At 67.1% G+C, this 26,488-nt stretch carries 27 protein-coding genes; 8 read left to right on the top strand and 19 right to left on the bottom strand.

The features are described 5' to 3' along the window. Positions 1-89: 89 nt before the first annotated feature. Together topA and JIM95_RS05385 are read right to left on the bottom strand one after the other, a co-directional pair. Positions 90-3,029 (bottom strand): type I DNA topoisomerase, encoded by a 2,940-nt coding sequence (topA, locus tag JIM95_RS05390; protein ID WP_248113156.1) that lies wholly within the window; start codon positions 3,027-3,029, stop codon positions 90-92. Between the two features lie 361 nt (positions 3,030-3,390). Continuing rightward, the gene (locus JIM95_RS05385; protein ID WP_200257926.1) at positions 3,391-3,594 is read right to left on the bottom strand and encodes a cold-shock protein; all 204 of its coding nucleotides are present in this window, start codon (positions 3,592-3,594) and stop codon (positions 3,391-3,393) included. A gap of 275 nt (positions 3,595-3,869) precedes the next feature. On the opposite strand from JIM95_RS05385, the gene JIM95_RS05380 reads away from it, so the two are divergent. Further along, complete coding sequence (locus tag JIM95_RS05380) at positions 3,870-6,248, top strand: DEAD/DEAH box helicase (protein ID WP_200257928.1); 2,379 nt, start codon at positions 3,870-3,872, stop codon at positions 6,246-6,248. 2 nt (positions 6,249-6,250) lie between these two features. Here the strand turns inward: JIM95_RS05380 and JIM95_RS05375 are convergent, their stop codons facing one another. From JIM95_RS05375 to ssd, 7 genes are all read right to left on the bottom strand, one after another. Continuing rightward, positions 6,251-6,568 carry an Rv3654c family TadE-like protein gene (locus tag JIM95_RS05375; RefSeq protein ID WP_248113152.1) on the bottom strand — a complete coding sequence of 106 codons (318 nt, stop codon included), beginning with the start codon at positions 6,566-6,568 and terminating at the stop codon, positions 6,251-6,253. Next, positions 6,555-6,884, bottom strand: coding sequence for a hypothetical protein (locus JIM95_RS05370; RefSeq protein ID WP_200257931.1), 330 nt, complete (start codon positions 6,882-6,884; stop codon positions 6,555-6,557). The genes JIM95_RS05375 and JIM95_RS05370 overlap by 14 nt, the downstream gene beginning before the upstream one ends. After that, on the bottom strand, positions 6,881-7,072 hold the full coding sequence (locus tag JIM95_RS05365) for a DUF4244 domain-containing protein (protein ID WP_410170757.1): 192 nt from the start codon (positions 7,070-7,072) through the stop codon (positions 6,881-6,883). The genes JIM95_RS05370 and JIM95_RS05365 overlap by 4 nt, the downstream gene beginning before the upstream one ends. A 127-nt stretch (positions 7,073-7,199) precedes the next feature. After that, positions 7,200-7,778: a type II secretion system F family protein gene (locus JIM95_RS05360; protein ID WP_200257933.1), complete on the bottom strand. Its 579-nt coding sequence runs from the start codon at positions 7,776-7,778 to the stop codon at positions 7,200-7,202. After that, positions 7,775-8,566, bottom strand: coding sequence for a type II secretion system F family protein (locus tag JIM95_RS05355; RefSeq protein WP_200257934.1), 792 nt, complete (start codon positions 8,564-8,566; stop codon positions 7,775-7,777). The genes JIM95_RS05360 and JIM95_RS05355 overlap by 4 nt, the downstream gene beginning before the upstream one ends. Then, positions 8,563-9,708: a TadA family conjugal transfer-associated ATPase gene (locus JIM95_RS05350; protein ID WP_200257938.1), complete on the bottom strand. Its 1,146-nt coding sequence runs from the start codon at positions 9,706-9,708 to the stop codon at positions 8,563-8,565. Before JIM95_RS05350 ends, JIM95_RS05355 begins: the two co-directional genes overlap by 4 nt. After that, positions 9,705-10,757 carry a septum site-determining protein Ssd gene (gene ssd / locus JIM95_RS05345; protein ID WP_200257939.1) on the bottom strand — a complete coding sequence of 351 codons (1,053 nt, stop codon included), beginning with the start codon at positions 10,755-10,757 and terminating at the stop codon, positions 9,705-9,707. Before ssd ends, JIM95_RS05350 begins: the two co-directional genes overlap by 4 nt. A 469-nt stretch (positions 10,758-11,226) precedes the next feature. On the opposite strand from ssd, the gene JIM95_RS05340 reads away from it, so the two are divergent. After that, positions 11,227-12,051 (top strand): HAD family hydrolase, encoded by an 825-nt coding sequence (locus tag JIM95_RS05340; RefSeq protein ID WP_200258623.1) that lies wholly within the window; start codon positions 11,227-11,229, stop codon positions 12,049-12,051. Positions 12,052-12,101: 50 nt separating this feature from the next. Here JIM95_RS05340 and JIM95_RS05335 read toward each other — a convergent pair whose 3' ends face one another. Then, positions 12,102-12,803: a hypothetical protein gene (locus JIM95_RS05335; protein WP_248113149.1), complete on the bottom strand. Its 702-nt coding sequence runs from the start codon at positions 12,801-12,803 to the stop codon at positions 12,102-12,104. Between the two features lie 227 nt (positions 12,804-13,030). Here JIM95_RS05335 and JIM95_RS05330 point away from each other — a divergent pair, with 227 nt between their 5' ends. After that, positions 13,031-13,540, top strand: a complete 510-nt coding sequence (locus JIM95_RS05330; RefSeq protein ID WP_200257940.1) for a phage holin family protein — start codon at positions 13,031-13,033, stop codon at positions 13,538-13,540. Positions 13,541-13,666: 126 nt separating this feature from the next. Next, positions 13,667-14,593: an alpha/beta fold hydrolase gene (locus tag JIM95_RS05325; protein WP_248702943.1), complete on the top strand. Its 927-nt coding sequence runs from the start codon at positions 13,667-13,669 to the stop codon at positions 14,591-14,593. Positions 14,594-14,670: 77 nt separating this feature from the next. Here the strand turns inward: JIM95_RS05325 and JIM95_RS05320 are convergent, their stop codons facing one another. From JIM95_RS05320 to nth, 4 genes are all read right to left on the bottom strand, one after another. Next, the gene (locus JIM95_RS05320; RefSeq protein WP_410170751.1) at positions 14,671-15,867 is read right to left on the bottom strand and encodes a MarP family serine protease; all 1,197 of its coding nucleotides are present in this window, start codon (positions 15,865-15,867) and stop codon (positions 14,671-14,673) included. Between the two features lie 78 nt (positions 15,868-15,945). Further along, positions 15,946-16,632, bottom strand: a complete 687-nt coding sequence (locus tag JIM95_RS05315; protein ID WP_200258651.1) for an NUDIX hydrolase — start codon at positions 16,630-16,632, stop codon at positions 15,946-15,948. Between the two features lie 83 nt (positions 16,633-16,715). Next, positions 16,716-17,315: a TlpA family protein disulfide reductase gene (locus JIM95_RS05310; protein ID WP_234034576.1), complete on the bottom strand. Its 600-nt coding sequence runs from the start codon at positions 17,313-17,315 to the stop codon at positions 16,716-16,718. Then, complete coding sequence (gene nth, locus JIM95_RS05305; protein ID WP_200257942.1) at positions 17,312-18,112, bottom strand: endonuclease III; 801 nt, start codon at positions 18,110-18,112, stop codon at positions 17,312-17,314. Before nth ends, JIM95_RS05310 begins: the two co-directional genes overlap by 4 nt. A 119-nt stretch (positions 18,113-18,231) precedes the next feature. Between nth and JIM95_RS11360 the strand changes: the two genes are divergently transcribed. Further along, positions 18,232-18,357 carry a hypothetical protein gene (locus JIM95_RS11360; protein ID WP_267164781.1) on the top strand — a complete coding sequence of 42 codons (126 nt, stop codon included), beginning with the start codon at positions 18,232-18,234 and terminating at the stop codon, positions 18,355-18,357. A gap of 326 nt (positions 18,358-18,683) precedes the next feature. After that, complete coding sequence (gene glxR / locus JIM95_RS05300) at positions 18,684-19,367, top strand: CRP-like cAMP-activated global transcriptional regulator GlxR (RefSeq protein ID WP_198735063.1); 684 nt, start codon at positions 18,684-18,686, stop codon at positions 19,365-19,367. A 636-nt stretch (positions 19,368-20,003) separates the two neighbouring features. On the opposite strand, the gene JIM95_RS05295 is transcribed toward glxR, so the two are convergent. Continuing rightward, the gene (locus tag JIM95_RS05295) at positions 20,004-20,204 is read right to left on the bottom strand and encodes a hypothetical protein (RefSeq protein ID WP_248113145.1); all 201 of its coding nucleotides are present in this window, start codon (positions 20,202-20,204) and stop codon (positions 20,004-20,006) included. A gap of 55 nt (positions 20,205-20,259) precedes the next feature. On the opposite strand from JIM95_RS05295, the gene JIM95_RS05290 reads away from it, so the two are divergent. Continuing rightward, entirely contained in the window at positions 20,260-21,582 is a 1,323-nt protein-coding gene (locus JIM95_RS05290) for a leucine-rich repeat domain-containing protein (protein ID WP_200257944.1), read from the top strand. Between the two features lie 133 nt (positions 21,583-21,715). On the opposite strand, the gene JIM95_RS05285 is transcribed toward JIM95_RS05290, so the two are convergent. From JIM95_RS05285 to JIM95_RS05270, 4 genes are all read right to left on the bottom strand, one after another. Beyond that, on the bottom strand, positions 21,716-22,531 hold the full coding sequence (locus JIM95_RS05285; protein WP_200257945.1) for an MBL fold metallo-hydrolase: 816 nt from the start codon (positions 22,529-22,531) through the stop codon (positions 21,716-21,718). Between the two features lie 39 nt (positions 22,532-22,570). Further along, positions 22,571-23,029, bottom strand: a complete 459-nt coding sequence (locus JIM95_RS05280; protein WP_200257948.1) for a RidA family protein — start codon at positions 23,027-23,029, stop codon at positions 22,571-22,573. Between the two features lies 1 nt (position 23,030). Next, the gene (locus JIM95_RS05275; protein ID WP_200257949.1) at positions 23,031-23,192 is read right to left on the bottom strand and encodes a Sp36 family protein; all 162 of its coding nucleotides are present in this window, start codon (positions 23,190-23,192) and stop codon (positions 23,031-23,033) included. A 391-nt stretch (positions 23,193-23,583) separates the two neighbouring features. Further along, positions 23,584-23,943, bottom strand: a complete 360-nt coding sequence (locus tag JIM95_RS05270; protein ID WP_200257950.1) for a WhiB family transcriptional regulator — start codon at positions 23,941-23,943, stop codon at positions 23,584-23,586. 136 nt (positions 23,944-24,079) lie between these two features. Here JIM95_RS05270 and JIM95_RS05265 point away from each other — a divergent pair, with 136 nt between their 5' ends. Further along, positions 24,080-26,476: a transglycosylase domain-containing protein gene (locus JIM95_RS05265; protein ID WP_200257953.1), complete on the top strand. Its 2,397-nt coding sequence runs from the start codon at positions 24,080-24,082 to the stop codon at positions 26,474-26,476. Positions 26,477-26,488 lie beyond the last annotated feature (12 nt).

Raw genomic sequence — 26,488 nt, 5'->3', positions numbered from 1 at the left:
CTCAGCCTCTCCTGAATACGCCGAACGCGCCGGCCTCCGAGGGGAGGAGCCGGCGCGCGATCAGCTGGGAGGGAGCGGGTGGGACGCGACTACTTCTTCCGCGAACCAGCCTTCACCACGCGTTTCGTGGTCTTCTTCACTGTCTTCTTCGTGGTCTTCTTGGTCGCCTTCTTCCGGGTCTTCTTCGCCGGGGAGGGGTTCGCGGCCTCCTTGGCGCGACGTTCCGAGAGCAGCTCACAGGCCCGGATGTCGGTCATCGTCTCGGGGGTGTCGCCCTTACGGAGGGAGGCGTTGGTCTCGCCGTCGGTGACGTAGGGGCCGAAACGGCCGTCCTTGACCACCATCGGCTTGCCGGACACGTCGTTGTCGCCGAGAACCTTGAGCGGCGGGGCCGCCTGCGCCCGGCCGCGGCGCTTCGGCTCCGCGTAGATCCGGCGTGCCTCGTCGAGGGTGACGGTGAAGATCTGTTCCTCGTTCGCGAGCGAACGGGAGTCGTTCCCCTTCTTGAGGTAGGGGCCGTAGCGGCCGTTCTGCGCCGTGATCAGCTCGCCGTCGGACGGATCCGTGCCGACCTCACGCGGCAGGGACAGCAGCCGCAGGGCATCCTCCAGCGTCACAGTCGCCGGTTCCATGGACGAGAACAGGGATGCGGTACCGGGCTTGAGGGTCTCCTCGATGATCTGGTTGAGCCGCTTCTCCTTCTGGTTCGCCGCGGTCTTGGTCTCCCAGTTCTTCGCCCGCTTACCCTCGGCCGCCCGCTGGGCGTCCTCGGCGGCGCGTTCCTCGGCGATGATCTTCTCCGCGACCTCGAGAGCTCCCTCGCGCTCCGCGTCGGTGACCAGTTCGGTCACGTAGGGGCCGTAGCGCCCCTCCTTGGCGACCACGGTGCGTCCGTTCGCCGGATTGACGCCCAGTTCCCGGCCGCCCTGCGGCGTGGCGAAGAGCTTCTCCGCGGCCTCGAGGTTGAGTTCGTCCGGGGTCATCGCGTCCGGTAGGTTCGCGCGCTGGTGCTCCGGCGTGCCGTCCTCAGCGGTACCCACCTGACGCTCCAGGTAGGGGCCGTAGCGACCGACCCGGACGAAGATCGCGCGCCCCTGATCGTCGTCGAACAGGTGCAGCGAGTTCACGCGCCGGGCGTCGATCTGCTCCAGATTGTCACCGACCAGGGTTTTCAGGCCCCCGAGCCGGGCGACGGTCTCGGCCATCGCGTCGGACGCCGCTGAGTTGCCGAAGTAGAAGCCGTTGAGCCAGTGCGTCCGGTCCTCGGTGCCGGCCGCGATCTCGTCGAGCTCGTCCTCCATGGACGAGGTGAAGTCGTAGTCCACGAGCGAGGAGAACGACGCCTCGAGCAGACCGACGACGGCGAAGGCCACCCAGCTGGGGACCAGGGCACTGCCGCGCGGGTAGACGTATCCGCGGTCCTGGATGGTCTTGATGATCGACGCGTACGTCGACGGACGCCCGATACCGAGGTCCTCCATCTTCTTCACCAGCGACGCCTCGGTGTAGCGGGCGGGCGGATTCGTGGAGTGGCCCTCGGCGGTAACGTCCGCGATGGTCAGGTCGTCGCCCTCGTTCAGCCTCGGGAGCTGCTTCTCGGCGTTGTCCGCCATGTCGCGGCCATCCGCCTGGCGGGACACCTCGACATAGGCCTTGAGGAAGCCGGGGAACGTGATGGTGCGGCCGGTGGCGGCGAACTCGCAGGCCGAGCCGTCGTCGGCGGTTCCGGCGATGGTCACCTTCATCGACGTTCCCCGCGCGTCCGCCATCTGGGAGGCGACGGTGCGCTGCCAGATCAGCTCGTAGAGCTTGAACTCCTCGGCGTCCAGCTGACCGTGCAGCTGACCCGGGGTGGCGAACGTCTCGCCGGCCGGGCGGATGGCCTCGTGCGCCTCCTGCGAGTTCTTGGCCTTCCGGGTGTACTGGCGCGGCGAGTCCGAGACGTAGTCCCGGCCGTAGAGCTCCACGGCCTGCGTGCGGGCGGCCTCGATGCCCGAGGCGGACAGCGTGGTCGAGTCGGTACGCATGTAGGTGATGTGGCCGTTCTCGTACAGACGCTGCGCGATGCGCATCGTACGGTCCGAGGTGTAGTGCAGCTTGCGCCCGGCCTCCTGCTGGAGCGTCGACGTCATGAACGGCGGGTACGGTCGGCGGGTGTAGGGCTTCTCCTCCACCCCGGCCACGGCCATGGTGGACTCGGCGAGTCCGTCGGCGAGCTGTCGGGCACGGGCCTCGTCGATGACCACGACGGAGTCGCTCTTCAGGACACCGCGATCGTTGAAATCGCGCCCGGAGGCGACACGGGAACCGTCTACGCTGGTCAATCTGGCGGAGAACACCCGGGGATTGGTTCGGTCCGCGTTCGGATTGCCGGTGTCGAACTCGGCGGCGATGTCCCAGTAGTTCGCGGAGATGAACGCCATGCGCTCCCGTTCGCGCTCGACGATGACGCGGGTGGCTACGGACTGCACGCGACCCGCGGACAGCCGGGGCATGACCTTCTTCCACAGCACGGGTGAGATCTCGTAGCCGTAGAGGCGGTCGAGGATGCGGCGGGTCTCCTGGGCGTCGACCAGATTGTCGTCCAGCTCTCGGGTGTTCTCCGCGGCGGCGAGGATCGCCGGTTTCGTGATCTCGTTGAATACCATGCGTCGGACCGGAACCTTGGGCTTGAGTACCTCGAGCAGGTGCCAGGCGATCGCCTCACCCTCGCGGTCGGGGTCGGTCGCGAGATAGAGCTCGTCGACCTCCTTCAGCTTGGCCCTGAGGTCCGCGACCTTCTTCTTCTTGTCGGCGCTGACCACGTAGAGCGGGGCGAATCCGTGCTCGACGTCGACGCCGAGCCGCGCCCACGGCTCCTTCTTGTACTTGGCGGGCACATCGGCGGCACCGCGCGGAAGGTCACGGATGTGACCGACGGACGCCTCGACGATGTAGTCGTCGCCGAGATAAGGCGCGATCTTCTTCGCCTTCGTCTGCGACTCGACAATGACCAGTCGTTTCGTACCTGACCGCTTAGCTGGTGCCACTTGGGTTACGTCCCTCTCGCACAGTGGGTGTTCTTCATCTCCGACTACCGTACACAGTTGTATATGTCTCCATTGCACAGCATCACCGGTGCGCTTCCCCGTGCGGGTGTGCCCGACGGTGAGCATTCGTGCCGTACACGCCCGGTTTCCCGGTTCAACCCGGCAACACGGGGGGCACCCCCACCCGGGTTAGCTCAGTCGACGGGCCCGTGATCGGAGGGCCCGGCCCCGACCCGAGCCAACGATCCCCGACCCCTGGCTCGACACCGCCCCCGGCATGGATGCGGACACGGAAACAGCGAAAACCCGGCTCCACCGCATTTCTGCGGGAAAGCCGGGCGATCGTATCAGGTGGTGAGACCTAGATGGCGCGGACCTGCTGGGCCTGCGGGCCCTTGGCGCCTTCGCCGATCTCGAACTCGACCTGCTGGTTCTCCTCGAGGGTACGGAAGCCGTTGCCCTGGATCTCGGAGTAGTGAACGAAGACATCATCGGATCCATCGGCCGGGGCAATGAAACCAAAGCCCTTTTCAGCGTTGAACCACTTCACAGTTCCCTGTGCCATACTTTTAACCTTTTTCTTAACTTTAGGATGCGGTAGAACTTCACCTGACGAAGAGCACCGGGCCGTCACGAAGACCTCCTGACAGGCTGACTTACAGCTCCGAAGAAACTGATGGAACAGCCTGGGTTCCGTGACACTATCCTCTGCGTGTACCGAAGTACCACGCATGAAAATCTGCGACCGAGTACCAGTGTGTCACGTTTGAACGCTGAGCGATAGTCTGGACCCGAAAAAACTTCATCCCTGCTGGTCAGGAACAGAATAGAAGGAGAGAGATGTCGACTGCCGCGTCCTTCGGCGACGAAATCGCGACAATTCTGTCCAGCCGGCTACCCGAATCCACGTGCACATCCTCCACCACTTCCGCGCCACGCGCGGCCAGGTACGGCGTCTGGCCCGACTGGGTGCATCCACCGCTGCTCAGACACCTGTCGGATGTCGACGACATTCGACGCCCGTTCATCCACCAGGAACTGTGTGCCCGGGCCGCCCGGGAGGGCCGCCATGTCGTCATCTCCACCGGAACATCCTCGGGAAAGTCGCTCGGCTACCTCCTCCCGGTGTTGTCCGGTCTGGCAGAGGACGATCAGGCATGCGCCCTCTACATCACCCCGACCAAGGCACTCGGAAGTGACCAGCTCGCGGCCGTCACCCGGATGACGCGGAACGTCGGGGGACTGGGATCCATCCATCCGGCACCCTACGACGGCGACACCCCGGATGAAGTCCGCCGCCACATCAGGGACACCAGCCGGATGGTGTTCACGAATCCGGACATGTGCCACGCCTCCATCCTGGCCAACCACGCCAGGTGGTCACGCGTCCTGCGGAACCTGGCGTACGTCGTCATCGACGAATGCCACTCCTACCGGGGCATCTTCGGGGCGAACGTCGCGCTGGTCCTGCGACGACTCCGCAGGATCTGCGCCCGGTACGGCAGTTCGCCGGTGTTCATCCTCGCATCGGCCACCATCGCGGATCCGGCGGGACACGCGAGCCGGCTGACCGGCCTCCCCGTCGACGCCGTGACCGACGACGGGGCACCGACCGGGGCACGGACGGTCGTGCTCTGGGAACCGGGCTTCATCGATCCCCCGGACGACACCTCAACGACCCCGGTCCGCCGCGCCGCATCCACCGAGGCCGCGCTGATCATGGCCCGCATCGTCGCAGAGGGCGCCAGGACGCTCACGTTCGTCCGCTCCCGCCGGGGCGCGGAAACCGTGGCACTGCGGTGCGCCGAGGAACTGTCCCGAATGGGGCGCCGCGATCTGGCGCAGCGGATCGCGGCGTACCGTGCCGGATACCTCGCCGCCGATCGCCGACGCCTGGAGCAGCAGCTGGACGACGGCACCCTGGTGGGGGTCGCCTCCACCAACGCGCTGGAACTGGGCATCGATGTCGGGGGGCTCGATGCGGTGGTCACCGCCGGATTCCCGGGAACGGTCGCGTCGTTCTGGCAGCAGGCGGGCCGCGCCGGTCGGCGCGGCCAGGGGTCGATCGTGGTTCTCATCGCCCGGGACGATCCCATGGACACCTACCTGGTGCACCATCCGGAGGCGCTCCTCGGCTCCCCCATCGAACGCAGCGTGTTCGACCCCGCGAACCCCTACGTCCTCCGGGGGCACCTGTACTGCGCGGCGGTGGAGTTCCCCCTCACCGACGGGGATCTCGCGCTCTTCGGCCCACGGGAGAACATCCACGGCATCGTCACTGAACTGGCGGACACGGGTCTGCTGCGGAGACGCCCACTGGGCTGGTTCGCAGTGGACCGGCACACCGATGACCGGCCGGATCTGCCGCGACCGCACACCGCTCACGGATCGGTGTCCCTCCGGGGCGGCGCGGGCGGGGACGTCACCATCGTCGATTCCGGGGACGGCAGGCTGCTGGGCACAGTCGATTCCGTCCGTGCGGTCTCCCAGGTGCATCCCGGCGCGGTGTACATCCACCAGGGCGAGTCGTTCGTCGTGGATGATCTCCTCCCGGACGATCACCTGGCGCTCGCCCACGCGGAGATCCCCGACTACACCACCTTCGCCCGGAGTACGACCAGCATCAGGATCGTCGAGGACCCGCGCGACGGGGAACTGCGGAATCCGTCCCCGGGACTGTGGGTCGCGAACATCGGTGTCGAGGTGACCGAGCAGGTGACCGGATACGTCATGCGCATGTCCGACGGGACGGTGCTGGACCAGATCCCTCTCGACTACCCTCCCCAGCAGCTGCGTACCCGCGCCGTGGCCTACACGGTGGATCCGGCAGCCCTGACCGCCATGGGGATCAGCGCCGCGGATCTACCGGGGACGCTCCACGCCGCCGAGCACGCGGCGATCGGGATGCTCCCGCTGATCGCCACGTGCGACCGGTGGGACATCGGGGGTGTGTCCACAGCCCTGCACGCCGACACCGGGCTTCCCACGGTGTTCGTCTACGACGGGCATCCCGGTGGTGCCGGGTTCGCCGACTGCGGTTTCGCCCGTTTCCGGGACTGGATCACCGCCACGTTCGAGGCGGTCCGCGCCTGTTCCTGCGAGGACGGCTGCCCGTCCTGCGTGCAGTCCCCGAAGTGCGGGAACGGCAACTCCCCGCTGGACAAGCACGGCGCCCTCACTCTGCTCGGGGCGATGGTGACGATGCTCACCGGAGACTGACCTCACAGGGGGCCAGCCCGCGCCCTAACCGTGCCGACCCCCACCGAGACCTCCACGATGACGTCCGCACCGTCGATCAGGCAGTTGCGGAGCTCTCCCCCGGAGTTCCGGGCGGCCGTCCGGGAAGCCTCGGCGCAGGCGTCATCCCCGAACCACAGGGCGGTTGCCGCGGCGGTGACCGCCAGATCGGCGGACACCTGCGCCCGGTGCCGGTCCAGCACATCGCCCGCACTTTCGAGGAGCACGAGAGTGAGCACCACGAAGGCGGCGATCGCGACCGCCGCGGAGAGCGTGGCCGAACCTCTCTCACGGCATCCCACGGGGATACTCCACGGGATAGAACGCCCGGGCCGTCGCATCGCCGAGCGGGGAGGGAACCGTGACACTGGCCGTCACCACTCCCGCGGTCTCGGTGACGGTGATCCGTACGCCGCGTCCAGGTTCCAGTTCCCGACCGAGGGCGTGTCCGCGGGCCGCGGCACCCGCGAGGTCGATTGCTGCGACGTGCGCGGCGAGCGTGGCGACACCCGCCGCGATGAGGACGCACACCACGATCAGCGCACTGATGGAGATGGCGGCCTCGATCGTGACCGATCCGCGGTCGGCGCCGGACGCCGACGCCCGTGTCGTCGTCATGCCGAGGGGCCGCTGTTCAGGGCATCGACGATGATTCCGCGGATCGCTTCGACGACGTCGCTGCCCGTTATGACGGTGTACAGCACGGCCGCCAGGGCCGCAGCCGCGATACTTCCCATGGCGTATTCGATGGTGCTCATCCCAAGGTCGTTGGCCAAAGGACGGATGGATCCGCGACCTTCCACCACTTCGGTGGATGCCGGGGAATCCGGGCACGGAGGTCCGTCCGGATCTGGCCGGGTGGGTGGGGTCGTGGAACTGATGGTGTTCTCCATGGTGATTCTCTTTTCCTGTCGTTGGTGGGTTGATGGTGGGTCATGCGAACAACCGGCTCCCGAGACTCAGCACCATCGGTGCAAGCCCGAGGAGCATGAACGCCGGCAGAAAGCAGAGCGTCAGCGGCAGGGCGACGAGCACTCCGGCGCGTTCGGCGGCTCCCACCGCGCGGTCCTCGGCATCCTCGCGTAGCCGGGCTGCGATGCGTTCACAGCCCGCGGCCATCGCCGCGCCGGAGTGTCCGGAGTGGCGCGCGGTGCGGGCCAGCTCGTCGAGTCCCCGGTGCTGAGCGAGGCCCCGCCAGACATCGGGGAGCGGGGCCCCGACCGCGAGCAGCGCCCTGGCTCTGCGCCAGTCGTCCACGGTCGCCGGACCGGCGGCATCCGCGACTGCGGTGATGGTTGTCCCGATGGCCAACCCCGCTGTGGTGCAGGCTGCGAAGAGCTCTATGTCCGCGGCGATGTCGAGCGGGGACGCCTCGATCGGACGGTCCCGCGGCTGCTTCGGACGGTGTCCGGGTTTCGGGTGGATGCGTCCGGACGGATCGGGGTTGGAGCAGAGCGTCGCACCGGCGAGCAGGAGCAGAGTCACGGTCGTCCAGATGATCGAGGCCGTCATGTCGCTTCTCCCCCGGCACGGAGCACGATGATCCTCGAGACGATGGTTCCCGTGCAGGTAAGAACGACTCCCCCGAGCAGGATCAGGCCCCCGACACCGCCTCCGGTGAGGAGGGCGAGCGGTTGCGCCCCCATCAGGGTCCCCATCACCGTCCCGACCGGAGGGAGGAACGTGAGGATGACGGCGCTCGCCTGGGGCCCCTGCAGGGCGGCCCTCGTGCGGTCTCGGTGCCGGATCCGGGCATCGACCCGGTGCTGGGCGTGTTCGAGGACCGTAGCGAGAGGAATACCGTGTCGCTCGGACAGGTGCCACAGTCGACCTGCGGCAGCGAGATCGGGGACATCGTCGGCTTCCGCGAGCACCAGCCCCGCTCCCGGCCCGTCCGCGGCACGCCGGGCGGCGGTCTCCATCAGTCCGATGACCCTGGCGGGGGCGGTTCCGTCCTCCTTCTGGATCTCGACGGCTGATCGTACGGCGTCCGGCATTCCCGCCCCGGAGTACAGGTCGGCGACGATGCGACCGAGCATGTCCGCCGTGGCGTCCGCCGTACGCACGGTGCACCGTCGACGCCGGGTATCCCGGATCCACCATGCCGCTGTCGCCGTCACGACGATCCCGGAGAGCAGGACGGACATTGGAACGAGTAAGACCAGCGGAATCCCGGAAATCAGGGGTGCGATCCGGGGAATGGGGAGGTTCCCCCTCCCGGTCGACGGGGAGAGGATCCGGCTGCACGGGGACTGAGGCATGATCAGGCAGGCCACGGCGAGGAGGATGAGCGGGATCATGTGGTCACCGACTCCCGGAATGCGGGGAAACCGTCGAGCTCCCCTGATCCGGAGTCCCAGACGGGTGTGACCTTCACCGGGTTCCCCTCCAGGATCCCGATCTGGTGGACGCACCGCCCGCCGTCCGGTGACCGGCGCACCGACACCACGACCCGGACCGCCGCGGTGAGCTGGGAGTGAAGGGCGGTGCGGTCCAGTCCGCCGAGCGCCCCGAGCGCCTCGAACCGGGCAGGAAGCTCGGTCAGGCTGTTGGCGTGCACCGTACCCGCACCACCGTCGTGGCCGGTGTTCAGCGCGGTGAGGAGATCGACGACCTCGGCGCCACGGATCTCACCGACGACGATCCGGTCGGGCCGCATCCGCAGAGCCTGCCTGAGCAGCACCGACATGGTGATCTCGCCGACCCCTTCGGCATTCGCCTGCCGGGCGACGAGACTGACCACGTGAGGGTGTGTCGGATGCAGTTCCGCGGTGTCCTCGATGCACACGATGCGCTCGCGGTGCGACACCTCGGCGAGCAGCGCAGCCAGCAGCGTGGTCTTCCCGGAGCCCGTGCCACCGACCACCAGCAGTGAACGGCGTGACCGGACGACACCCCGCAGGAGATCGGCGATCTCCGCGGTCACCGCTCCGCGCGCCACGAGTGCGTCGAGGCCCAACGACGCCTGACGCAACACCCGGAGACTGATGCAGGTGCCTTTCTCCGCAGGCGGGGAGAGCAGCGCGTGGACCCGGACCGCGGTACCGTCGGCGCGCCGCATCCGACCGTCGGCGAACGGGTGCGCGTCGTCCAGGCGTCGACCGCAGAGCGCCGCGAGCCGGGTGGCGAGGCTCCGGACCTCAGCGTCGGAGGTGAACGTGTCCTCCGCTCGTCGCAGGCCGTATCCGGTGTCGAACCAGACGTCCCCCGGACCGTTGACGACGACATCGGTCACACCCTCGATGGCCAGGAGGGGTTCGAGCGGTCCGGCGCCCGTGGACTCGTGCCGGAGCCGCCGGAGCACCTCGAGCACCTGAAGGTCACTGATCACACCGGCCTCTTCCCGGATGATCCGGGCGGTATCGGTCTCTTCCCCGCCATCGACCGCGCGGTCCGGGCGTTCCGCCAGTCGACGCCGGACCCGTTCCACCAGGTCTGTCATGGGAGCTCCCGCAGTTCTGCGGTGACCGCTCGGGCGACGGACGCGAGAACCCGGGGTGTCCGCCCCGGAAGTCCGTGCAACTCACACGCCTTCGGCAGGCCGGCCACCCGGCCGAGTTCCGCGATGCAGTCCGTCGACGTGATCCGTTCCATGTCGTCGACATCCATCCCGGACCAGCCACGGTGCCGGAGAATCGTGCGGCAGGGTGTCCGGTGTGCGGCGAGATCAGCCGTCAACGACGCGGCGGCGGCCACAGCCCGTACCTCGGCGGGGACCACGAGTATCACGAGATCGCAGAGGCTCGATGCCCACCGGGCACCGAGCGCTCCCGCGGGCAGATCGACGACGGCGGTTCCGGCACCGGAACGGATGCACTCCAGGACTCCGGACACCCGTTCGGGGCCGAGGGCGAACGAATCTCCCAACCGGCTGCGTGCGGTCGAGAGAACCGCGATTCCGTCCGGTGTGCGGGGCAGGGCCCTCCTCAGATCGGCGAGTTCGACGTGCCCGCGGTCGAGGGCGACGTCGGGCCATCGCACGCCGGGCGCATCCTCGAGGCAGAGCAGCAGATCCAGTCCCCCGGATCTGTCGACCGCGTCGACGAGGATCAGCGCGTCATCGGCGAGCTCCCGCGCCACCGCCGCCGCGAGTGTGCTCGCTCCGGACCCGCCGACGGCACCGAGGACGCCGAGGACCCGGCCACCGGAGGAGATCTCGTCCTCCCGACCGAGCGCGGCGAGGAGCTCAGGTGACTGAGCCGGGAGGAGCAGCGCGGATTCCGCGTGACACGTCATCGCCGCCCGCCAGTCGACCGGGCCCGGATCCGGGGCGACGAGATAGAGGTGCGGATGCCGCATCCCGTCGCGGAAGTGAACGGATCCCCCGGCGTCGACGAGGACCGCGCGGGCCCGCGGTGCGTGCCTCGCTATCTCCTTCGGATCGACCGTGTCGATCACCGTTCGACCCGTGACGGTGGCGACGTGGACGGCCTCCGGGTGGAGGACGGGGTCGGACACCACCACGAGGATGGGACTGTCGGTTGCGCTCATGCGGGTGAGTCTCACCCATCGGCCCCCGACCGGGATCCGGTGGGCCGGACCACTGTGCACAACCTCCGACCTCGGACCGGAATTCAACAGCTCCCCGACCGGAGCCGGTCGTGTGGGGAGGGCACGTGGAGAGATGTGGAGACATGGGGACGGCCCGCGTATCGGGGGGGTGTTACGCGGGCCGTCGTAACCCGGCCTCGGGGGGGTGTGGCCGGGGCGGGCCGCACGGTATATCGGGGCCCAGCACAGGCAAGTATGACACAGACATTCACCGTGTTCAACACGGTCGGATGCAGGGCCGAAGGCATGTAACCGACCCGACTGACCGGACGATAGACACCACAGAGGACGCGGCACCGGGCCGCGCAGTACCGGGCCGCGGAAGGAGAATCACATTTACCCCCTCAATTCACACCAGCCCCAGCAGCCACATCCCAGCTGTGGTTCTTTGGCGCGTGATGCAGCTAGACTGGTCCCCGTGCCTGAGCAGAGTCCGACCCCGAACGCCGCCGCGTCCCCGGTGGCGGCCTTCTTCGATCTGGACAAAACGGTCATCGCCACATCCTCCGCCTACGCGTACGGCCGCGAGTTCATGAACAACGGCCTGATCACGCCGGCGGAGGCCCTCAGGATGACCCTGGCCCAGTCCACGTACATGGTCGCCGGGCACTCCTCCGAGCAGATGGACTCCACCCGTGACCATCTCGCGGCGATGGTCGCCGGGTGGGACGTCGAACAGGTCCGGTCCATCGTCGAGGACACCCTCCATTCGGTGGTCACGCCGGCCATCTACGCCGAGGCCCGGGAACTCATCGGGCACCACAGATCCCTCGGGCACGACGTCATCATCATCTCCGCTTCCGCGGCGGAGCTCGTCGAACCCATCGCCCGCGAGCTGGGGGTGCAGAAGATCGTCACCACCCGGCTGGGCACGAAGAACGGCAAGTTCACCGGCGAGGTCCTCTTCTACTGCAAGGGCGACGCGAAGCGTCGGGCCCTCCAGGAACTCGCCCGCGAGCACGCCTACGATCTCGACCGGAGTTTCGCCTACTCGGATTCCGTGACGGACGTCCCGATGCTGGAGTCGGTGGGGAACGCCGTCGCGGTCAACCCGGACAGGCCGCTGAAGAAGATCGCGCTGCAGCGCGGCTGGGAGATCCGCAGCTTCAAGAACCCGGAGCCCCTCTTCCAGATGCCGAGCACCCGTGACGTGGGGATCGGGACCGGCATCGCAGCCGGAATCGCAGCGGTCACGGTGGGCGGGTTCTGGCTCGCACGCCGCGCCCGCGCCTGAAACGGCGGTCTGATTCCACCAATCCGTGGCGCCTCCACTCGTACACGGATTCACAACGCCGCGGCGATCCCCTCCGCCTCCTCCGCCCCCGCGACGAACGAGCGCATGTGCAGGACGAGGAATCGACCCACCCCCTCCGGCCCGGTACCGAATGATTCTCCGGCTGCCCGGTATTCCGCCCGGTACCGGTTGAGCCACGGCTCGGGTACCGCGAGCCCACGCGGATCGAAACCTCCCGCCACCGCGGCGAGCCGGGAGGCCGCCCTCGCGATGACCCCGGTACGCTCACCGAACGCCGACGTCGACAGCAGCTGGCCGTGGACGATTCCCGGCAGGAGATCCGGATCAGCTCCGGAGGTCACCGTGGCCGCCAGAACCATGAGTTCACCGACCGCACGCTCGGGACGGCCGTTTCCCCCGGCCAGCACATCCATCCGTGCCAGCACCTGCAGCGGTGACCTCAGGAAAACGCGCGCCGTGTCCTGGACGAATTCGGGGGCGAGCACACTGTAGACGTCGATGTTCCGCGCGACGACCGCAGATTCCTCCCCCGCCCCGCCGGGAACGGCGCCGTCGATCAGTGCACCGGCCCGGGCACCACGGAGCACTCCCTCGGCTCCCGTTATCTCCGGACGACGGAGGTTGACGGGCCGACGGTGGACGGCGGCGAGCGCATTCCGGGCCTGCGTCATCGACTCCACGACTCCGGGGATCCGGCGGAGCGGGGCGAGCGGGTCTGGTCTTGCGGTCACCGTACAAGGGTAGCCGCCGCGCACCTCCCGTCGCCTCGGAGCGATGCTCCAGGTGTGCCCGGTACTCACCCTCGGTTGAGGCGCCAGGGTACGGAGTTCGCACAAAATCCGTGTTCGTGGCACGATTGGCGGTAACTGAACTGACAGTGCCAGCAGCGTCCACCCCCGTGCACCCGGTCGGCACCGTCGCACATCCCATATTTCACCCACGTGGAGGACTACCTACCGTGAGCAAATCTGACGGCCTTTTCACAGACGGAAACGACGCATTCACCTCCAAGGTGAGCAGCATCCCTCTGTCCGACGTCGATACCCGCGCAGCCGGGCAGGGTTCCATCGGCGACCTGGTCTCTGATGCCACCGCGCAGATGTCCACCCTGATCCGCGGCGAGATCGAACTCGCCAAGACGGAACTCGCGCAGGAGGCGAAGAAGGGTGCGGTCGGCGGCGGAATGTTCGCGGTCGCCGGAGTCATCGCACTCTACAGCTCGTTCTTCTTTTTCTTCTTCCTCGCCGAGGTGCTCCATGTCTGGCTCGACCGCTGGGCCGCCTACCTCATCGTCTTCCTCCTCATGGTTGTTCTCGCGGCCGTGATCGCCTTCATCGGCTACAAGAAGATGAAGAAGATCGGAGCCCCGAAACAGACGATCGACTCGGTGCAGAAGCTCAAGACACTCGTTCCCGGCCAGGCCGAGAAGAAGCTCGAGGCCTCCTCACGTCAAGGCCTGCTCACCTAGGAAAAGACCCCGACCAACCCGACCTCCGCGTGCGTGACGGTCGAACTCTCCCGCCCCGATGCACCCGCCGGGGCGGGCTCGTTTTTCCACCCGCACCGCCAGTCGCCGATCGCCGACGGAAAGGACGTGAATCGCTTGTTCCGGAAGAAGGGGAAGCCGAATCCACCGTCCGTCGTCGCACTCGACGGCCCATGGAATCACGGACGGGTCTACGCCCGCGGCATGCGCTTCCACGTGGCGACACTCGGTGATCCCGCCGCCCCACTGATAATTCTGTTGCACGGCGCCTTCGGCGGCTGGTTCGAGTGGCGCGAGGTCATGCAGCCACTCGCCGACGCCGGCTACCGGGTCGCGGCCGTCGACATGCGCGGGTACGGCATGTCCGATAAGCCACCCCGCGAATACGAACTCCGCTACGCCGTCGGGGACATCTCCGACGTCATCGACTCGCTCAGCGACTCCGGCGCGATCGTCGTCGGTTCCGGGACGGGCGGTGCCGTCGCCTGGACACTGGCCGCCAACTACCCCCAGTGCGTCAACGCCCTCGTCTCGGTCTCGGCGTCGCACCCCACCGAGATGAACCGGGTCATCGCGGCCAGGTTCTGGCAGCACACGGTACCATTGACCAGGGGAATCACCGTACGTCTCCCTACCCGACTGGCTCCCGATCCCGTGGATCTGGCCCGGCTCGATCTCGCGGCGGACACCGCCGTGTCCTTCCACCGCACGCGGCGCTTCGCCGACTACCTCGAGCTACGGACCCAGGCGGCACGCATCGACAACACGGGGCCCGCGATGATGCGCAACGCCCGCCTCGAGATGGCGCAGCTTCCCCCGAAATGGGTGTCGTCCAGGGTTGAGGCACCTGTGCTGTGGATCAGCACGTCCAACGGGACGTGGCGGGCGCTCGCGACCCGGAACTCGCGCCGGGCCGTCGGGGACTGGACGCAGGTCACTGTCCCCGGGACGAAGAACCTCCCCCACATCGAGGACCCCGCCGGTTTCACCCGCGTCGTCCTCGACTTCCTGAGCGATCTGGACGACGCGCGGTAGCGGACTCCGCATCGCTCCGGTGCACCACCGGATGCGGAACGGATCGACGGTACCCGCGGCAGGCATGATCCGCCCGGTCAGCGGACCACGCATTCCCGGGTGTCCACCGGCTCAGTCAGCCGGGTGATGTCGCCGATCCTGCCGCGGACCTCATCGGCGGTGAGGGTGTAGCCGACGTCGGTGGTCTCCGTGGCAGCACCGAACACGACGCCCAGCACCTCCCCGTTGTTGTTGACCATGGGCCCGCCGGAGTTGCCCTGGCGGATCGTGCCGCGGACGGTGTAGGCCTCACGTTCGACGCGTCCGGTGGCGTAGATGTCCGGACCGTTGATGGTGAGACGCTCGCGGATCCGGGCGGGCGCCGCCTCGAAGGGACCGGACTCGGGATATCCCATGACGATCGCCTCATCTCCACTGACAGCGGGTTCATTCGCCCACTGGAGCGGGGGAAGATCGAGGTTGTCGGCGCGCAGCACAGCGATGTCCTCACCCGGATCGTAGAAGACGACGCGGGCCTCCTTGACGCCGAGGGCGGTGTCGAGGAGCACCGCATCGGTTCCGGCGACGACGTGGGCGTTGGTGATGACGAGGTCGGGGGCGGCGACGAAACCGGAGCCCATGAGTCGGCGGCGGCACTGGTGGGCGTCGCCCAGGACATGGATGACACTGGGTTGCAGGTCCGCCACGAGCGCCGGGTCTCCGACCTCGGGGGCAGGGGCGTCGACGTGCTTCACACGGCCCTCGAACGGGGAGATCATCGGTGGTAGCCCCGTGTCGTTGAGCATCGCGGAGATCTTGTCCGGCAGGGTGTCCAGGGCATCCGGGGTGGAACGGTCGACGAGGTTCAGGACGACCGAGTTCCGCAGGCCCCGGGCGATGGGGCCGGTGATCCCGGTGGCCAGGGTGCTGGCTACGAGCCAGGTCACGATGAGCGTGGCGATTACCTGGAAGACCGCACCGATGATCGAGTCGATGACCAGGGTGTGCCGGAAGCGGGCGGATTCGCGGAGGGCCGACCCGGTGACACCACCGACGAGGTTGCCGAGGGCGACAAGCACGAGCACCGTACCGAGGGCGTACAGGTAGCGGAGCGCGGTGGAGTCGGTGTAACCCATCACGACGGGGGCGAGGGCCGCACCGCAGATGAGACCGGCGAACACGCCGACGGTGGAGAGCACCGACGCGAACGCTCCCTGACGCCATCCGCCCCAGAGCGAGACGATCACGAGGGTGACGAGGACGCCGTCAACGACAAGCTGCGGGGACTCTGTCACTTCGCGGATTCTTCCTTGGTCGGTTCCCCGTAGGGGGTCGGTCGGCGGGTGGTGCTGTGCTGCTGGAACGGCTGGCTGCTACACCAACCTCTCATTATTGCGCGAGCGGGCCAGTGCGTCGTGGAGGTTGTGCACCGTGTCGCGGTCCCAGGGATTGTCCCAGCCCGCCTGGTGGAGTGCGGCGTTGAGCAGACCCGCGGTGAATCCCCAGACCAGGAATCCGTCGACGGTGAACGCCGGTCCGCGCCAGTTCTTCCAGCCGACCGTGAGCCGATTCACCGGATCGGTGAGGTGCATGAGCGGTACCTCGAACACCTCGTCCGCCTCGTCGGGGCTGACCACTCCGACGGGTGTGCGGGTGTGCCAGTGGGCGACGATGGGGTGGACGGGGTACCCGGAGGCGCGGATGTGGACATCGTCGAGCTGGGCCAGCGGAGTCGTGCTGGTGCGGTCGAGCCCGGTTTCCTCCCAGGCCTCGCGGAGGGCGCAGTCCACGGCGTTGACGTCACCGGGATCGACACGACCGCCGGGGAAGGCTATCTGACCGGAGTGGGAACGCATCGTCGGCGACCGGTGGGTCAGGAGCACCGCTGCGTCGTTGGGTAGTTCAGCCGAGGTCTCGGCACCGGAGAAGAGCATGAGGACGGCGGCACGGCGGTTGTGGTCGCCCCCGGAACGGGAGCTCTCCGGCAGCCCGCGATGGAGTTCACCGGATGTGACACTGTCCACCAGCCTGCGCATCCAGACGGGCGCGGCGTGAGGCATCAGGTCGGTGTTGGCGCCGGGCCGGTCGGGGACGGTGGGCGCCCGACGGTCCCGCGCCCCGCTGTCGGCGGTGGTGCGATCGCTCAAGAGAGTGCCTCTTTCACTGCATCATCGATTTCCCCGACGCTCGTGAACGTCCGGGGAAAGGTGCCGCGGACGGAACCGTCGGCGTCGGTGACCACGGTCACCGGTACGACTCCGGGCAGTCCGAGGGTGCCGGCGAAGGCGCCGTGCGGGTCAGTGTAACTGGGCAGCCCGATCCCCCACTCATCCAGCCTCGCGACGCCCGCGGCGGTGGCTGTGTCAGCGTGGACCCCGACGACGGTGTAGTCGGGGTGCTGTTCCGCGAAGGTCTCGAACAGCGGCATCTCCTCCCGACAGGGGGCGCACCACCAGGCCCAGACGACGGCGACCGTCGGCCGGGCCCCGGCGGGAGCTGGACCGGTGTCACCGAGGCAGTCGAGTTCGACCCCGGCGACCGTCGGCCCGGGGCAGGCCGGCCTTCCGGCGAGTGCGTCGGGGTCGACGGTCGCCGGTGCGGCCGTGGAGCCGTTCCCTTCCCCGGGGCCGGGTACGCCCGGGTCCGAGCCGTTGACGGCACGGAGCATGACCGGAACCGCGAGCACCACGAGAACGGTGAGAATGACCCCGGCCACCATCCCCCACACCGTGTGGCGGCTCATTCGCCGACTCCCGCGAGGTCCAGCAGGTGGTCACGGTCCTCACTGGTGATCAGGCGCGCGGCGGCATCGGGTTCGGTCGGCCCCGCAGCACCGAAGGAGGGACAGTCCGCGGCGAGGAAGCAGGCGCCGCACGCGGGTTTGCGGGAATGGCAGACGCGGCGACCGTGCCAGATCATCCTGTGGGAGAACATCGTCCATTCGCGGCGCTCGATGAGTTCGGCGAGGTCACCCTCGACCTTCACCGGATCCTCGTTGGCGGTCATCATCATCCTGCGAGCCAGGCGACCGAGATGGGTGTCGACCGTGATTCCGGGTACCCCGAAGGCGTCACCGAGCACCACATTCGCGGTTTTCCTCCCCACCCCGGGGAGTTTCACGAGTTCCTCGAGTGTGTCGGGAACCTCGCCGTCGTGGTTGTCGACGAGCGCCTGCCCCAGCCCCATGAGGCTGCGGGTCTTGGCACGGAAGAATCCGGTGGGCCGGATGATCTCCTCGATCCTTTCCGGCTCCGCGTTGGCGTAGTCGATCGCCGTCGGATAAGCGGCGAACAGGGCCGGGGTCACCTGATTGACACGGACATCGGTGGTCTGCGCGCTGAGGACGGTGGCGACGAGGAGCTCGAGCGGCGACGAGAACTCCAGGTCACAGCGGGCTTCGGGGTATCCGACGGCGAGTGTCCGGTTGATTCTCCGGGCCCGACGTTTCCGGCCGAGGTCCGTCTCCCGTCCGGACGCGGCGGGGTGCGCACCGACCCGTGGGCGGGAGGGGTTGGTGAGGGTTGTGGGCGGTGCGGACATGGGCCCCACTGTAGTCGGCGCCGGCGGAGACGCCGGAACTGTGGCGTACCGGTGTCGCGTTTCCACCGTGGTGCGAATCCTGCTCCACGGAACACCGAAGGGGACTAGACTTCGGAGGCATGACCGAAATCGCAGCTCTCTTCGTCCCGGTGATTGTCGCGGTGTTCGCGATGCAGATGGAACGGTTCGAGACCTACTGCACGCGGTGCACCACACAGCCGTCCACGGTGGACACCGTGAACTAGAACACCACCGTGTCCGCCACACCCCGGTAGGCGGGTGGCGACACCGGTTTTTCATGCTTCTGCTGCACAGGGGTACGGGTGTCATCAACACACGAACGCAGATGAGACCACCCCCGAGGGAACCCCGCGAACCCCAAAACGGTCACAATGAGGATGCGTTCGTGACACATAACATAGTAGAGTGTTGGGGAACAACGTTATTTATTGACCGCACAAGTTTTTCCGTCACGGGATGCCCCTGCGGGGGCGGAGTAAGTGAGCTGGAGAATCTGCGGACCAGCCTGTCCCCTACATGCGGACCTGCTTCATCTGATTAGGAGAAACGAGTGGAAGCCGTACAGGAGATTCTGTCCCGCGCAGGAATCTTTCAGGGCGTCGATCCCGTCGCCGTCAACAACCTCATCCAGGAACTCGAGACCGTGCGCTATCCGCGCGGTACGACGATCTTCGACGAGGGTGAGCCCGGAGACCGGCTCTACATCATCACCTCCGGCAAGGTGAAGCTCGCCCGGCATGCCGCCGACGGACGTGAGAACCTCCTCACCGTCATGGGCCCGTCGGACATGTTCGGCGAACTCTCCATCTTCGACCCCGGCCCGCGGACCTCATCCGCGGTGTGCGTCACGGAGGTCCAGGCCGCGACGATGAACTCCGAGATGCTCCACAAGTGGATCAACGACCACCCGGAGATCTCCGAACAACTCCTCCGCGTCCTCGCCCGCCGCCTCCGCCGGACCAACGCCTCGCTCGCCGACCTCATCTTCACCGACGTCCCCGGACGCGTGGCCAAGACGCTGCTGCAGCTGGCGAACCGCTTCGGGACCCAGGAAGGCGGCGCCCTGCGGGTCAACCACGACCTCACCCAAGAGGAGATCGCCCAGCTCGTCGGCGCATCCCGCGAAACCGTGAACAAGGCACTCGCCACCTTCGCCCACCGCGGCTGGATCCGTCTCGAGGGCAAGAGCGTCCTGATCTGCGACACCGAACACCTCGCCAAACGCGCACGCTGACACCAACACCCCAGAACCCGCCCCCAGCACCAGCCGAGGGCGGGTTTTTCCTGCCCCGGCTCCGCCCTGCCCGGCACTCACGCACTCACCGGCATCCGTACAACCAGCGCAACGGATTGGAGCGGCGGTACCCGATCTCCACGCGGAAGAGAGTTTTCCCGACATGTTCTCGACTATTCACAGAAGTTTCATTTAGGAACATATCTATTTCCATCGGTCCTGGATAGTGTCCAAAAGGTCAGCACATCCGGCTGCGCGACAACCCGTACAGCACCACGTTCGCGGACTCCTCCCCACGACCTTAGGAATGGCCCGCCTTGCGTCCCCACACGTCCAGAAGAACCCTCCTCGCAGCTATTCTGTGCGCTGCCCTGACCACCTCATTCACACCCCACGCCGCTGCGGATCCCCACCCCTTCGGTGAGGTGCATGCCACCGATCACGATACGACCGACACAGGCGCCGAGCCGTCCGCCCTCGGTTCGGTAGCAGCGCCCGTGGGTGCACCGAGCTTCGCGTTGCTCCATGCTCCATCCCAGCAGCGGTTTTCACCGGCGTCTTAGAGCTCATCGCGGCTCTCGGAGCCGTCCTCGCCTTGATTATCTCCCGCGTCTTCAACTCCGGCAGCAGCAGTGGTCACGGCTCCAGTCCGGCCACCACTCGACCCACCACCACAGAGTCCCCCAGCACCACCAAGTCAACGACCACGGCCTCCACTACAACCACCCCGATCACTTCCACCGCGCCTGGCACCACCACAACCGCCGAACCGACGAGCACGACAACCGGCCCACCCACCAGCACCACCACAACTCCCGAGCCGACAACCAGTACCACCGCACCTAGCACCACCACGAGCCCTCAGCCGACGACCACGACGACACAACCGCCGGTGGAAACCGGCAACGTCATTCCCGATGACGGTCTCCGGGTTGCGATAAACCAGGCGATGGGGCGCACCGAGAACCCACTGGTCGATGTAACCCTGCGTGACATCAACGTGCATCCGATCCGAGATCTCACGGTCAACACCTGGTCATTCGTGGGCGAAGAGTATTACCTCGTCGAAAGCCTGCGTGGCCTCGAGCACCTGACGAGCCTGAGAACGCTCGACGTCTATGAGCCGTGGCCCGTGAATCTCCCCGATCGGTCGAACCTTCCCCATCTGGAGAGCCTGCATCTGACGAGCTACAACGGGGAGCACCTCCCGGAACCCACCGGCTCCTTCCCCGCTCTGCACTCGATCATCATCGAGGACGGTGGGCTCGTCGACCTCCCTGCGGCGATGTTCTCCCCGATCGGCAAGGATCCGGGCTCCAGCGTCTCCACACAGTTGACGATCGAGAATGCCGGGCATTTCACCACGCTGCCGGACAATCCCGGGCAGCGCCCGGTCTTCCGCGCCATCACTATCTCGGGAACCGCCACCACAGAGCTGCCGGAAAGCCTCGGCGGTGTGACATCGGTCGAGTCGATCACGTTGAAGAAGAACCCCCGGTTGTCCCGCATTCCCGAGGGACTCGCAACCCTGTCCAACCTCACACGGGTGGACATTTCCTGGTCGCCGGAGCTCTCGTCACTGCCTTCCTCGTTGTTCGAGGTCCAGACCCTGGACACCCTCAATGTGGTCCGCACCGGTCTCACAGGACTTCCCTCGACCCTCGGGGATGTGTCCTCGTTGAGACTCGTCGACGTCTCCCACAACGCGATCGTGACGCTCCCCGATTCCATCGGTCGGCTGGACAAGCTGGAGAGTTTCGTCGCCTCGGCCAACCGAATCCCGGCCCTTCCCTCGAGCATCACGGCACTACCGTCGCTGTACTACCTGGATCTGAGTGAAAACCAGCTGACCACCCTGCCGTCCGGTTTGGGTGCGGCGGTGGGGCTCCGTTTCCTTCTCCTCTCCCACAACCAGCTGAACGATGGACTGCCCGAGGACATCAGCCAGATCCGGCTCCTCGAGGCGATCAACCTGGGGAACAACAATCTCACCCGGACACCCGCTTTCCTCAACCACCGGCTCGGACAGGGCAGGGAGAACGACGACTCCCTGGTGAACGTCCACCTCAACGCCAACCCGATCGCGACAGTTCCGGAGTCGGTGCTCACGTCCCACGCGACCATCGATCTGGAGGGCACGAACGTGTCCCCGGAAGATCCCGTCGTCCAGCGGGCCAACGAGGATGGTTCCGACGTCGCATTCACCTTCTCCTGAGGAGCTGTAGCCACTTGATCAGGGAATGAACCGACCGGAGGAACCCCTCGCCCGGTCGTCTCCACGACGAAGTCCCACCCCCGACCACGGGGATGGGACTTCTCCGTTCGTTCAACCGCGGTGGAGACCGCTCCTACTCGCCGTTGTTCTCCAGGTAGCGGAGGGTGACGCGGGTGGATTGCTCGGCCGCGCCCCGGAGGACGGGATCGACGTCGGTGTAGATTTCGTCGACCAGGGTCTTCAGGGGGATGTCCTTGCCGAGGCGGGCACGGACCTCACGCACCTGCTCGAGGCGCTGCTCGCGGCGGTCGATGTACTTACGTGCCATCTGTGCGGTGTCGGGCAGGTCAGGGCCATGGGCGGGCAGCAGGTGGATGCCGGCGCCATCCTTCTCCAGCATGTGGAGGGTGTCGAGGTAGAGGCCGAGGTCACCGTCGGTCTCCGAGATCATGGTGGTGTGCCGTCCGGCGATCGTGTCACCTGTGACAATGCCCTCCAGGGTGGATTCATGGGGGACGCCACTCCAGATGAAGAAGCAGGCGGAATCCGAGGTGTGTCCCGGGGTGTGGCGGACCTCGATCTGCGGGGTCACGCCCTCGAGGGAGATGATCTCCCGGTCCTCCAGCGGTTCGCCGTCGCGGCAGTAGGTCTTGTCAAAGGCCCGGACGGGTGCGCTGGTGAGCTGGCGGAACCGCCCGGTGGAGTCGGCGTGGTCGTGGTGACGGTGGGTGATCAGGATGAGTGCGACCTCACTGGCCTTGCTGTTGAGGACGTTGAGATGGCCCTCATCTTCCGGCCCCGGATCGATGACGATGCTCCGTGGATCGCCTTCCGCCCGGATCACCCAGGAGTTGGTTCCCTCCAGGGAGGCGTAGGACGGATTCGGGCTGAGGACAACTGCAGCTGACGGCGTTACCGGACGCAGCTGGCTGTAGGCGGGGTGCTCCATGCCCACTAGCTTAACCGCCAGCAGCGTCCGCGCACGGTGTTACTCCTTGATTTCCACCACAATCTCCACCTCGACGGGTGAGCCGAGGGGAAGTTCGTACACGCCGACTGCGGATCGGGCGTGCCGTCCGGCCTCCCCGAAGATCTCGCCGAGGGTGTCGGAGGCTCCGTTTAGGACCGCGGCCTGGGCGTTGAAACCTTCGGCGGATGCGACGAATCCGGTGACCTTGAGGACACGGGAGACGTTGTCGATGCCGACGAGGGAGTCGACCGCGGCGAGTGCGTTGAGCGCACAGGTGCGGGCCAGTTGCGCGGCGGTGTCGACGCTGACGTCCGCGCCGACCTTGCCGGTCGCGGCGAGTGCCCCGTCGACGAGCGGCAGCTGGCCGGAGGTCCACACCTGATCACCGACCCGGATGGCCGGCTGGTAGGACCCTGCGGGGGCGGCGACGGCGGGCAGTGTGATCCCGAGTTCGCGGAGACGTTGCGAGTTTCCCATGTCAGTCCTTCGGGCGCTTCATGTAGGCGACGACGTTCTCGGGGTTCGGACCCGGAACGACGGTGACCAGTTCCCATCCGTCCTCACCCCAGGTGTCGAGGATCTGCTTGGTGGCGTGTGTGAGCAGTGGCACGGTGGCGTATTCCCAGGTGGCGTTAGTCATGCCTCACACTTTATGCGAGTCCGGGCGACCCGGCAGCAACGAGTGCCCGGGAACGGAGCGTGCGCTCGTCGATCGGCGGAGCGTGTCCGAGCCGGAGCGGGGCAACGGACGGGTCTGCACCACGCTGAGCCGGTACGGTGCCGTTCCCCGTGGAAACCGGGCGGGCGCCGGTTCCCGACGGTCCTTCGACCACGTTGATCAGCGACGGTACGTGAGGGGTGGTTCCGCTCTCCGCGAGAGGTATCTGTGTGTCGTGGCGGCGAGCTCGATCGGGCTCGCGACGCATCCCGCACCGCGTCACGGTCGCTACCGGCCGGGCCCCGGTCACGGGCGCTCCCCCTCGGTCCTCCCCGTCCCGGGGACGGGACCGCCAACCGTTGATCGTCGGAGGCTAGATGCCGACCAGTTCACCGCCGGAGGCGAGGTACTCGGCCCAGTTGCTGATGTGGGGGTTCTTGCGCAGCAGCGCCCGGCGCTGCCGTTCGGTGAGACCACCCCACACGCCGAATTCGACCCGGTTGTCCAGGGCGTCGGCGCGGCATTCGGTGAGCACCGGGCAACGGCGGCAGATGGCCGCGGCCTTGCGCTGGGCGGCACCGCGGACGAAGAGCGCGTCCGGGTCACCTTCGCGGCACTTGGCCCGGGTAACCCACTCACCGCGGCCCGGAGGGGTTCCGACGGTGGAGGTGCTGCGTGAGTTGCGGGCAAAGTAGGGGTTCGTACGTGGATCCTGGATAAGTGATGCGGTCATCGCTGATCTCTCCTACTGCATGCCTTCATTGACCCATGTAAGTGTATTCACACCATGCACCATATGTCGAATGCGTCACACCTGTGGGTGGAGCCGACTGTTTCCGGGGCGTGGATTTGTTACGTAAGGTAAAGGGGTGTCTCTCGTAAAATCCCTGTCCAAGACCGCCGGCGCCATCGTCGCCGTCGGAGTCCTCGGCGCGGCTGTCGTCGCCCCGGTGGCCGGAATCTCCGGGCTCGCCGTCGCACGGACGCAGGAAGCGATGGAATCCAACCTCGCCGACCTCACCGACGGTGAGGCGCCCGGGGTGACCACGATCCTGGACGCCCACGGCAACCCAATGGCCTGGTTGTACAAGCAGCGCAGGTTCGAGGTCACCGGCGACCAGATCGCCCCCGCCATGAAGCAGGCAATCGTCAGCGTGGAGGACCGGCGCTTCTACGAGCACGACGGCGTCGACTGGCAGGGCACGATCCGCGCCATGGCGACGAACATCTTCTCCGGCTCGGTGCAGCAGGGTGCGTCCACCCTCGACCAGCAGTACGTGAAGAACTATCTCCTCCTGGTCGACGCGGAGGACGAGGCGGAACAGGCCGCGGCCACCGAGACCAGCTACGCCCGCAAGCTCCGTGAGATGCGGATGGCGTCGGATCTGGAGCAGTTGCTGACCAAGGACGAGATCCTCACCCGCTACCTGAACATCGTGCCGTTCGGGAACGGGGCCTACGGCATCGAGGCCGCCGCCCGGACCTACTTCGGAATTCCAGCGATCGAGCTGAATGTGGCACAGGCCGCGATGCTCGCCGGGATCGTCCAGTCCTCCTCCGTGCTCAACCCATACACCAATGAGGCAGGGGTCACACTGCGCCGGAACACCGTGCTGGACACGATGGTCGCCACCGGGTCGATCACCCCGGAGGAGGCCGCGGCCGTCAAGCAGCAGCCTCTCGGCGTTCTCCCGGCACCCGATGAGCTGCACCGCGGCTGCATCGCCGCGGGCAACCGTGGCTTCTTCTGCGACCACGTCCTGCGCTACCTGGACGACAAGGGCGTCAGTTTCGACCGCCTCGAGACCGGCGCGTACACGGTGGAGACGACCCTGGATCCGGTCATCCAGGACATCGCACACGATTCGGTCACGGCGCAGGTCGATCCCATGGCTCCGGGTGTCGCCGGGGTCATGGACGTCATCGAGCCGGGCAGGGAGGATCGCCCCATCAGAGCGATGGTGTCCTCACGCAACTACGGCCTGAATCTCGAGGCGGGCGAGACGGTTCTGCCCCAGACCTCGACGCGAGTCGGCAGCGGCGCCGGCTCCGTCTTCAAGATCTTCACCGCTGCCGCGGCCCTCGAGAAGGGCATGGGCGTGGACACCATGCTCGACGTGCCAACCCGGTACGAGGCGAAGAACCTCGGCACCGGCGGGGCGAGGGACTGCCCCCCGAACACGTACTGTGTCGAGAACGCCGGCGTCTACAGGCCGAAGATGACGCTCAAGGATGCACTCGCACACTCACCCAACACGACTTTCGTCAAGCTCATCGAGACCATCGGGGTGAAACCGACCGTCGACATGGCGGTGAAGCTCGGGCTCCGGGACTACGCCGAGCCGGGGAGCTTCGACGGGGAGTCCTCGATCGCGGATTACATGAAGGACCACAATCTCGGTTCCTTCACGCTCGGCCCGACGGCGGTCAACCCCCTGGAACTCACGAATGTCGCGGCGACGGTCGCCTCCGGTGGCGTCTGGTGCGAGCCGAACCCGATCGTGCGGGTCACCGACCGCCACGGCCACCCCGTGCCCCTGGACCAGCCTGACTGCGAGCGGGTCCTGGACGAGGGTGTCGCCTACGCCCTCGAGAACGGCCTGTCTCAGGACGTCGTGTCCGGCACGGCGGCGGACGCGGCGCGGGCCGCGGGCTGGTCCGCCCCCACGGCCGCGAAGACGGGAACGACGGAGTCCCACCAGTCCGCCGCGTTCATGGGCTTCAACAGCGGGTTCGCCGCGGCCCCGTACATCTACAACGACGGCACCACGGTGTCCCCCCTGTGCACCAGCCCGCTCCGGCAGTGCCCCGAGGGAAACCTCTACGGCGGCATGGAGGCGGCGCGCACCTGGTTCGGTGCGGCCAACAGGATTCCGGCCGCCACCGGCGGCAAGCTCGGACCGTTCGACGACCGCTTCAAGCAGGGCACCGCAGTCGCGAACCTGCCGCAGGTGTCGGGCATGAGCGAGGATGACGCCCGCAACAAGATCAAGGAAGCGGGCTACACGGTGCGCAGCCAGTACGTGTCAGGGAACGGGATTCCGCTCGGACGTGCGGTGAGCGTGGTCCCCGCGAAACAGCCACTGTTGAAGGGCGAGGAGGTCATCCTCCAGCTGTCCGACGGTTCCAGCCCGGCCCCCGTGCCGTCGGTTCCGGATCAGAGGACGACCTCGGATCGGGCGCGGCGGCAGGCCCCGGACCCGGTGGACACCGTCGAGGACCTGCAGAACGCGCTCAACGACATTCTGCGCGAGAACGGTTTCTGATCCCCGCGACGG

Origin of the sequence: Corynebacterium antarcticum (genome assembly GCF_016595285.2) — a bacterium.
GTDB lineage: Bacteria > Actinomycetota > Actinomycetes > Mycobacteriales > Mycobacteriaceae > Corynebacterium > Corynebacterium antarcticum.
This window is presented reverse-complemented; position numbering and strand designations above follow the sequence as displayed.

Excerpts from the sequence above, each read along its gene's own strand:
- JIM95_RS05385 (WP_200257926.1), bottom strand. The coding sequence starts at position 3,594 with ATGGCACAGGGAACTGTGAAGTGGTTCAACGCTGAAAAGGGCTTTGGT.
- JIM95_RS05380 (WP_200257928.1), top strand. The coding sequence starts at position 3,870 with ATGTCGACTGCCGCGTCCTTCGGCGACGAAATCGCGACAATTCTGTCC.
- JIM95_RS05370 (WP_200257931.1), bottom strand. The coding sequence starts at position 6,884 with ATGACGACGACACGGGCGTCGGCGTCCGGCGCCGACCGCGGATCGGTC.
- JIM95_RS05360 (WP_200257933.1), bottom strand. The coding sequence starts at position 7,778 with ATGACGGCCTCGATCATCTGGACGACCGTGACTCTGCTCCTGCTCGCC.
- JIM95_RS05355 (WP_200257934.1), bottom strand. The coding sequence starts at position 8,566 with ATGATCCCGCTCATCCTCCTCGCCGTGGCCTGCCTGATCATGCCTCAG.
- JIM95_RS05350 (WP_200257938.1), bottom strand. The coding sequence starts at position 9,708 with ATGACAGACCTGGTGGAACGGGTCCGGCGTCGACTGGCGGAACGCCCG.
- ssd (WP_200257939.1), bottom strand. The coding sequence starts at position 10,757 with ATGAGCGCAACCGACAGTCCCATCCTCGTGGTGGTGTCCGACCCCGTC.
- JIM95_RS05315 (WP_200258651.1), bottom strand. The coding sequence starts at position 16,632 with ATGCCTCACGCCGCGCCCGTCTGGATGCGCAGGCTGGTGGACAGTGTC.
- JIM95_RS05310 (WP_234034576.1), bottom strand. The coding sequence starts at position 17,315 with ATGAGCCGCCACACGGTGTGGGGGATGGTGGCCGGGGTCATTCTCACC.
- nth (WP_200257942.1), bottom strand. The coding sequence starts at position 18,112 with ATGTCCGCACCGCCCACAACCCTCACCAACCCCTCCCGCCCACGGGTC.
- JIM95_RS11360 (WP_267164781.1), top strand. The coding sequence starts at position 18,232 with ATGACCGAAATCGCAGCTCTCTTCGTCCCGGTGATTGTCGCGGTGTTC.
- JIM95_RS05285 (WP_200257945.1), bottom strand. The coding sequence starts at position 22,531 with ATGGAGCACCCCGCCTACAGCCAGCTGCGTCCGGTAACGCCGTCAGCT.
- JIM95_RS05280 (WP_200257948.1), bottom strand. The coding sequence starts at position 23,029 with ATGGGAAACTCGCAACGTCTCCGCGAACTCGGGATCACACTGCCCGCC.
- JIM95_RS05275 (WP_200257949.1), bottom strand. The coding sequence starts at position 23,192 with ATGACTAACGCCACCTGGGAATACGCCACCGTGCCACTGCTCACACAC.
- JIM95_RS05270 (WP_200257950.1), bottom strand. The coding sequence starts at position 23,943 with ATGACCGCATCACTTATCCAGGATCCACGTACGAACCCCTACTTTGCC.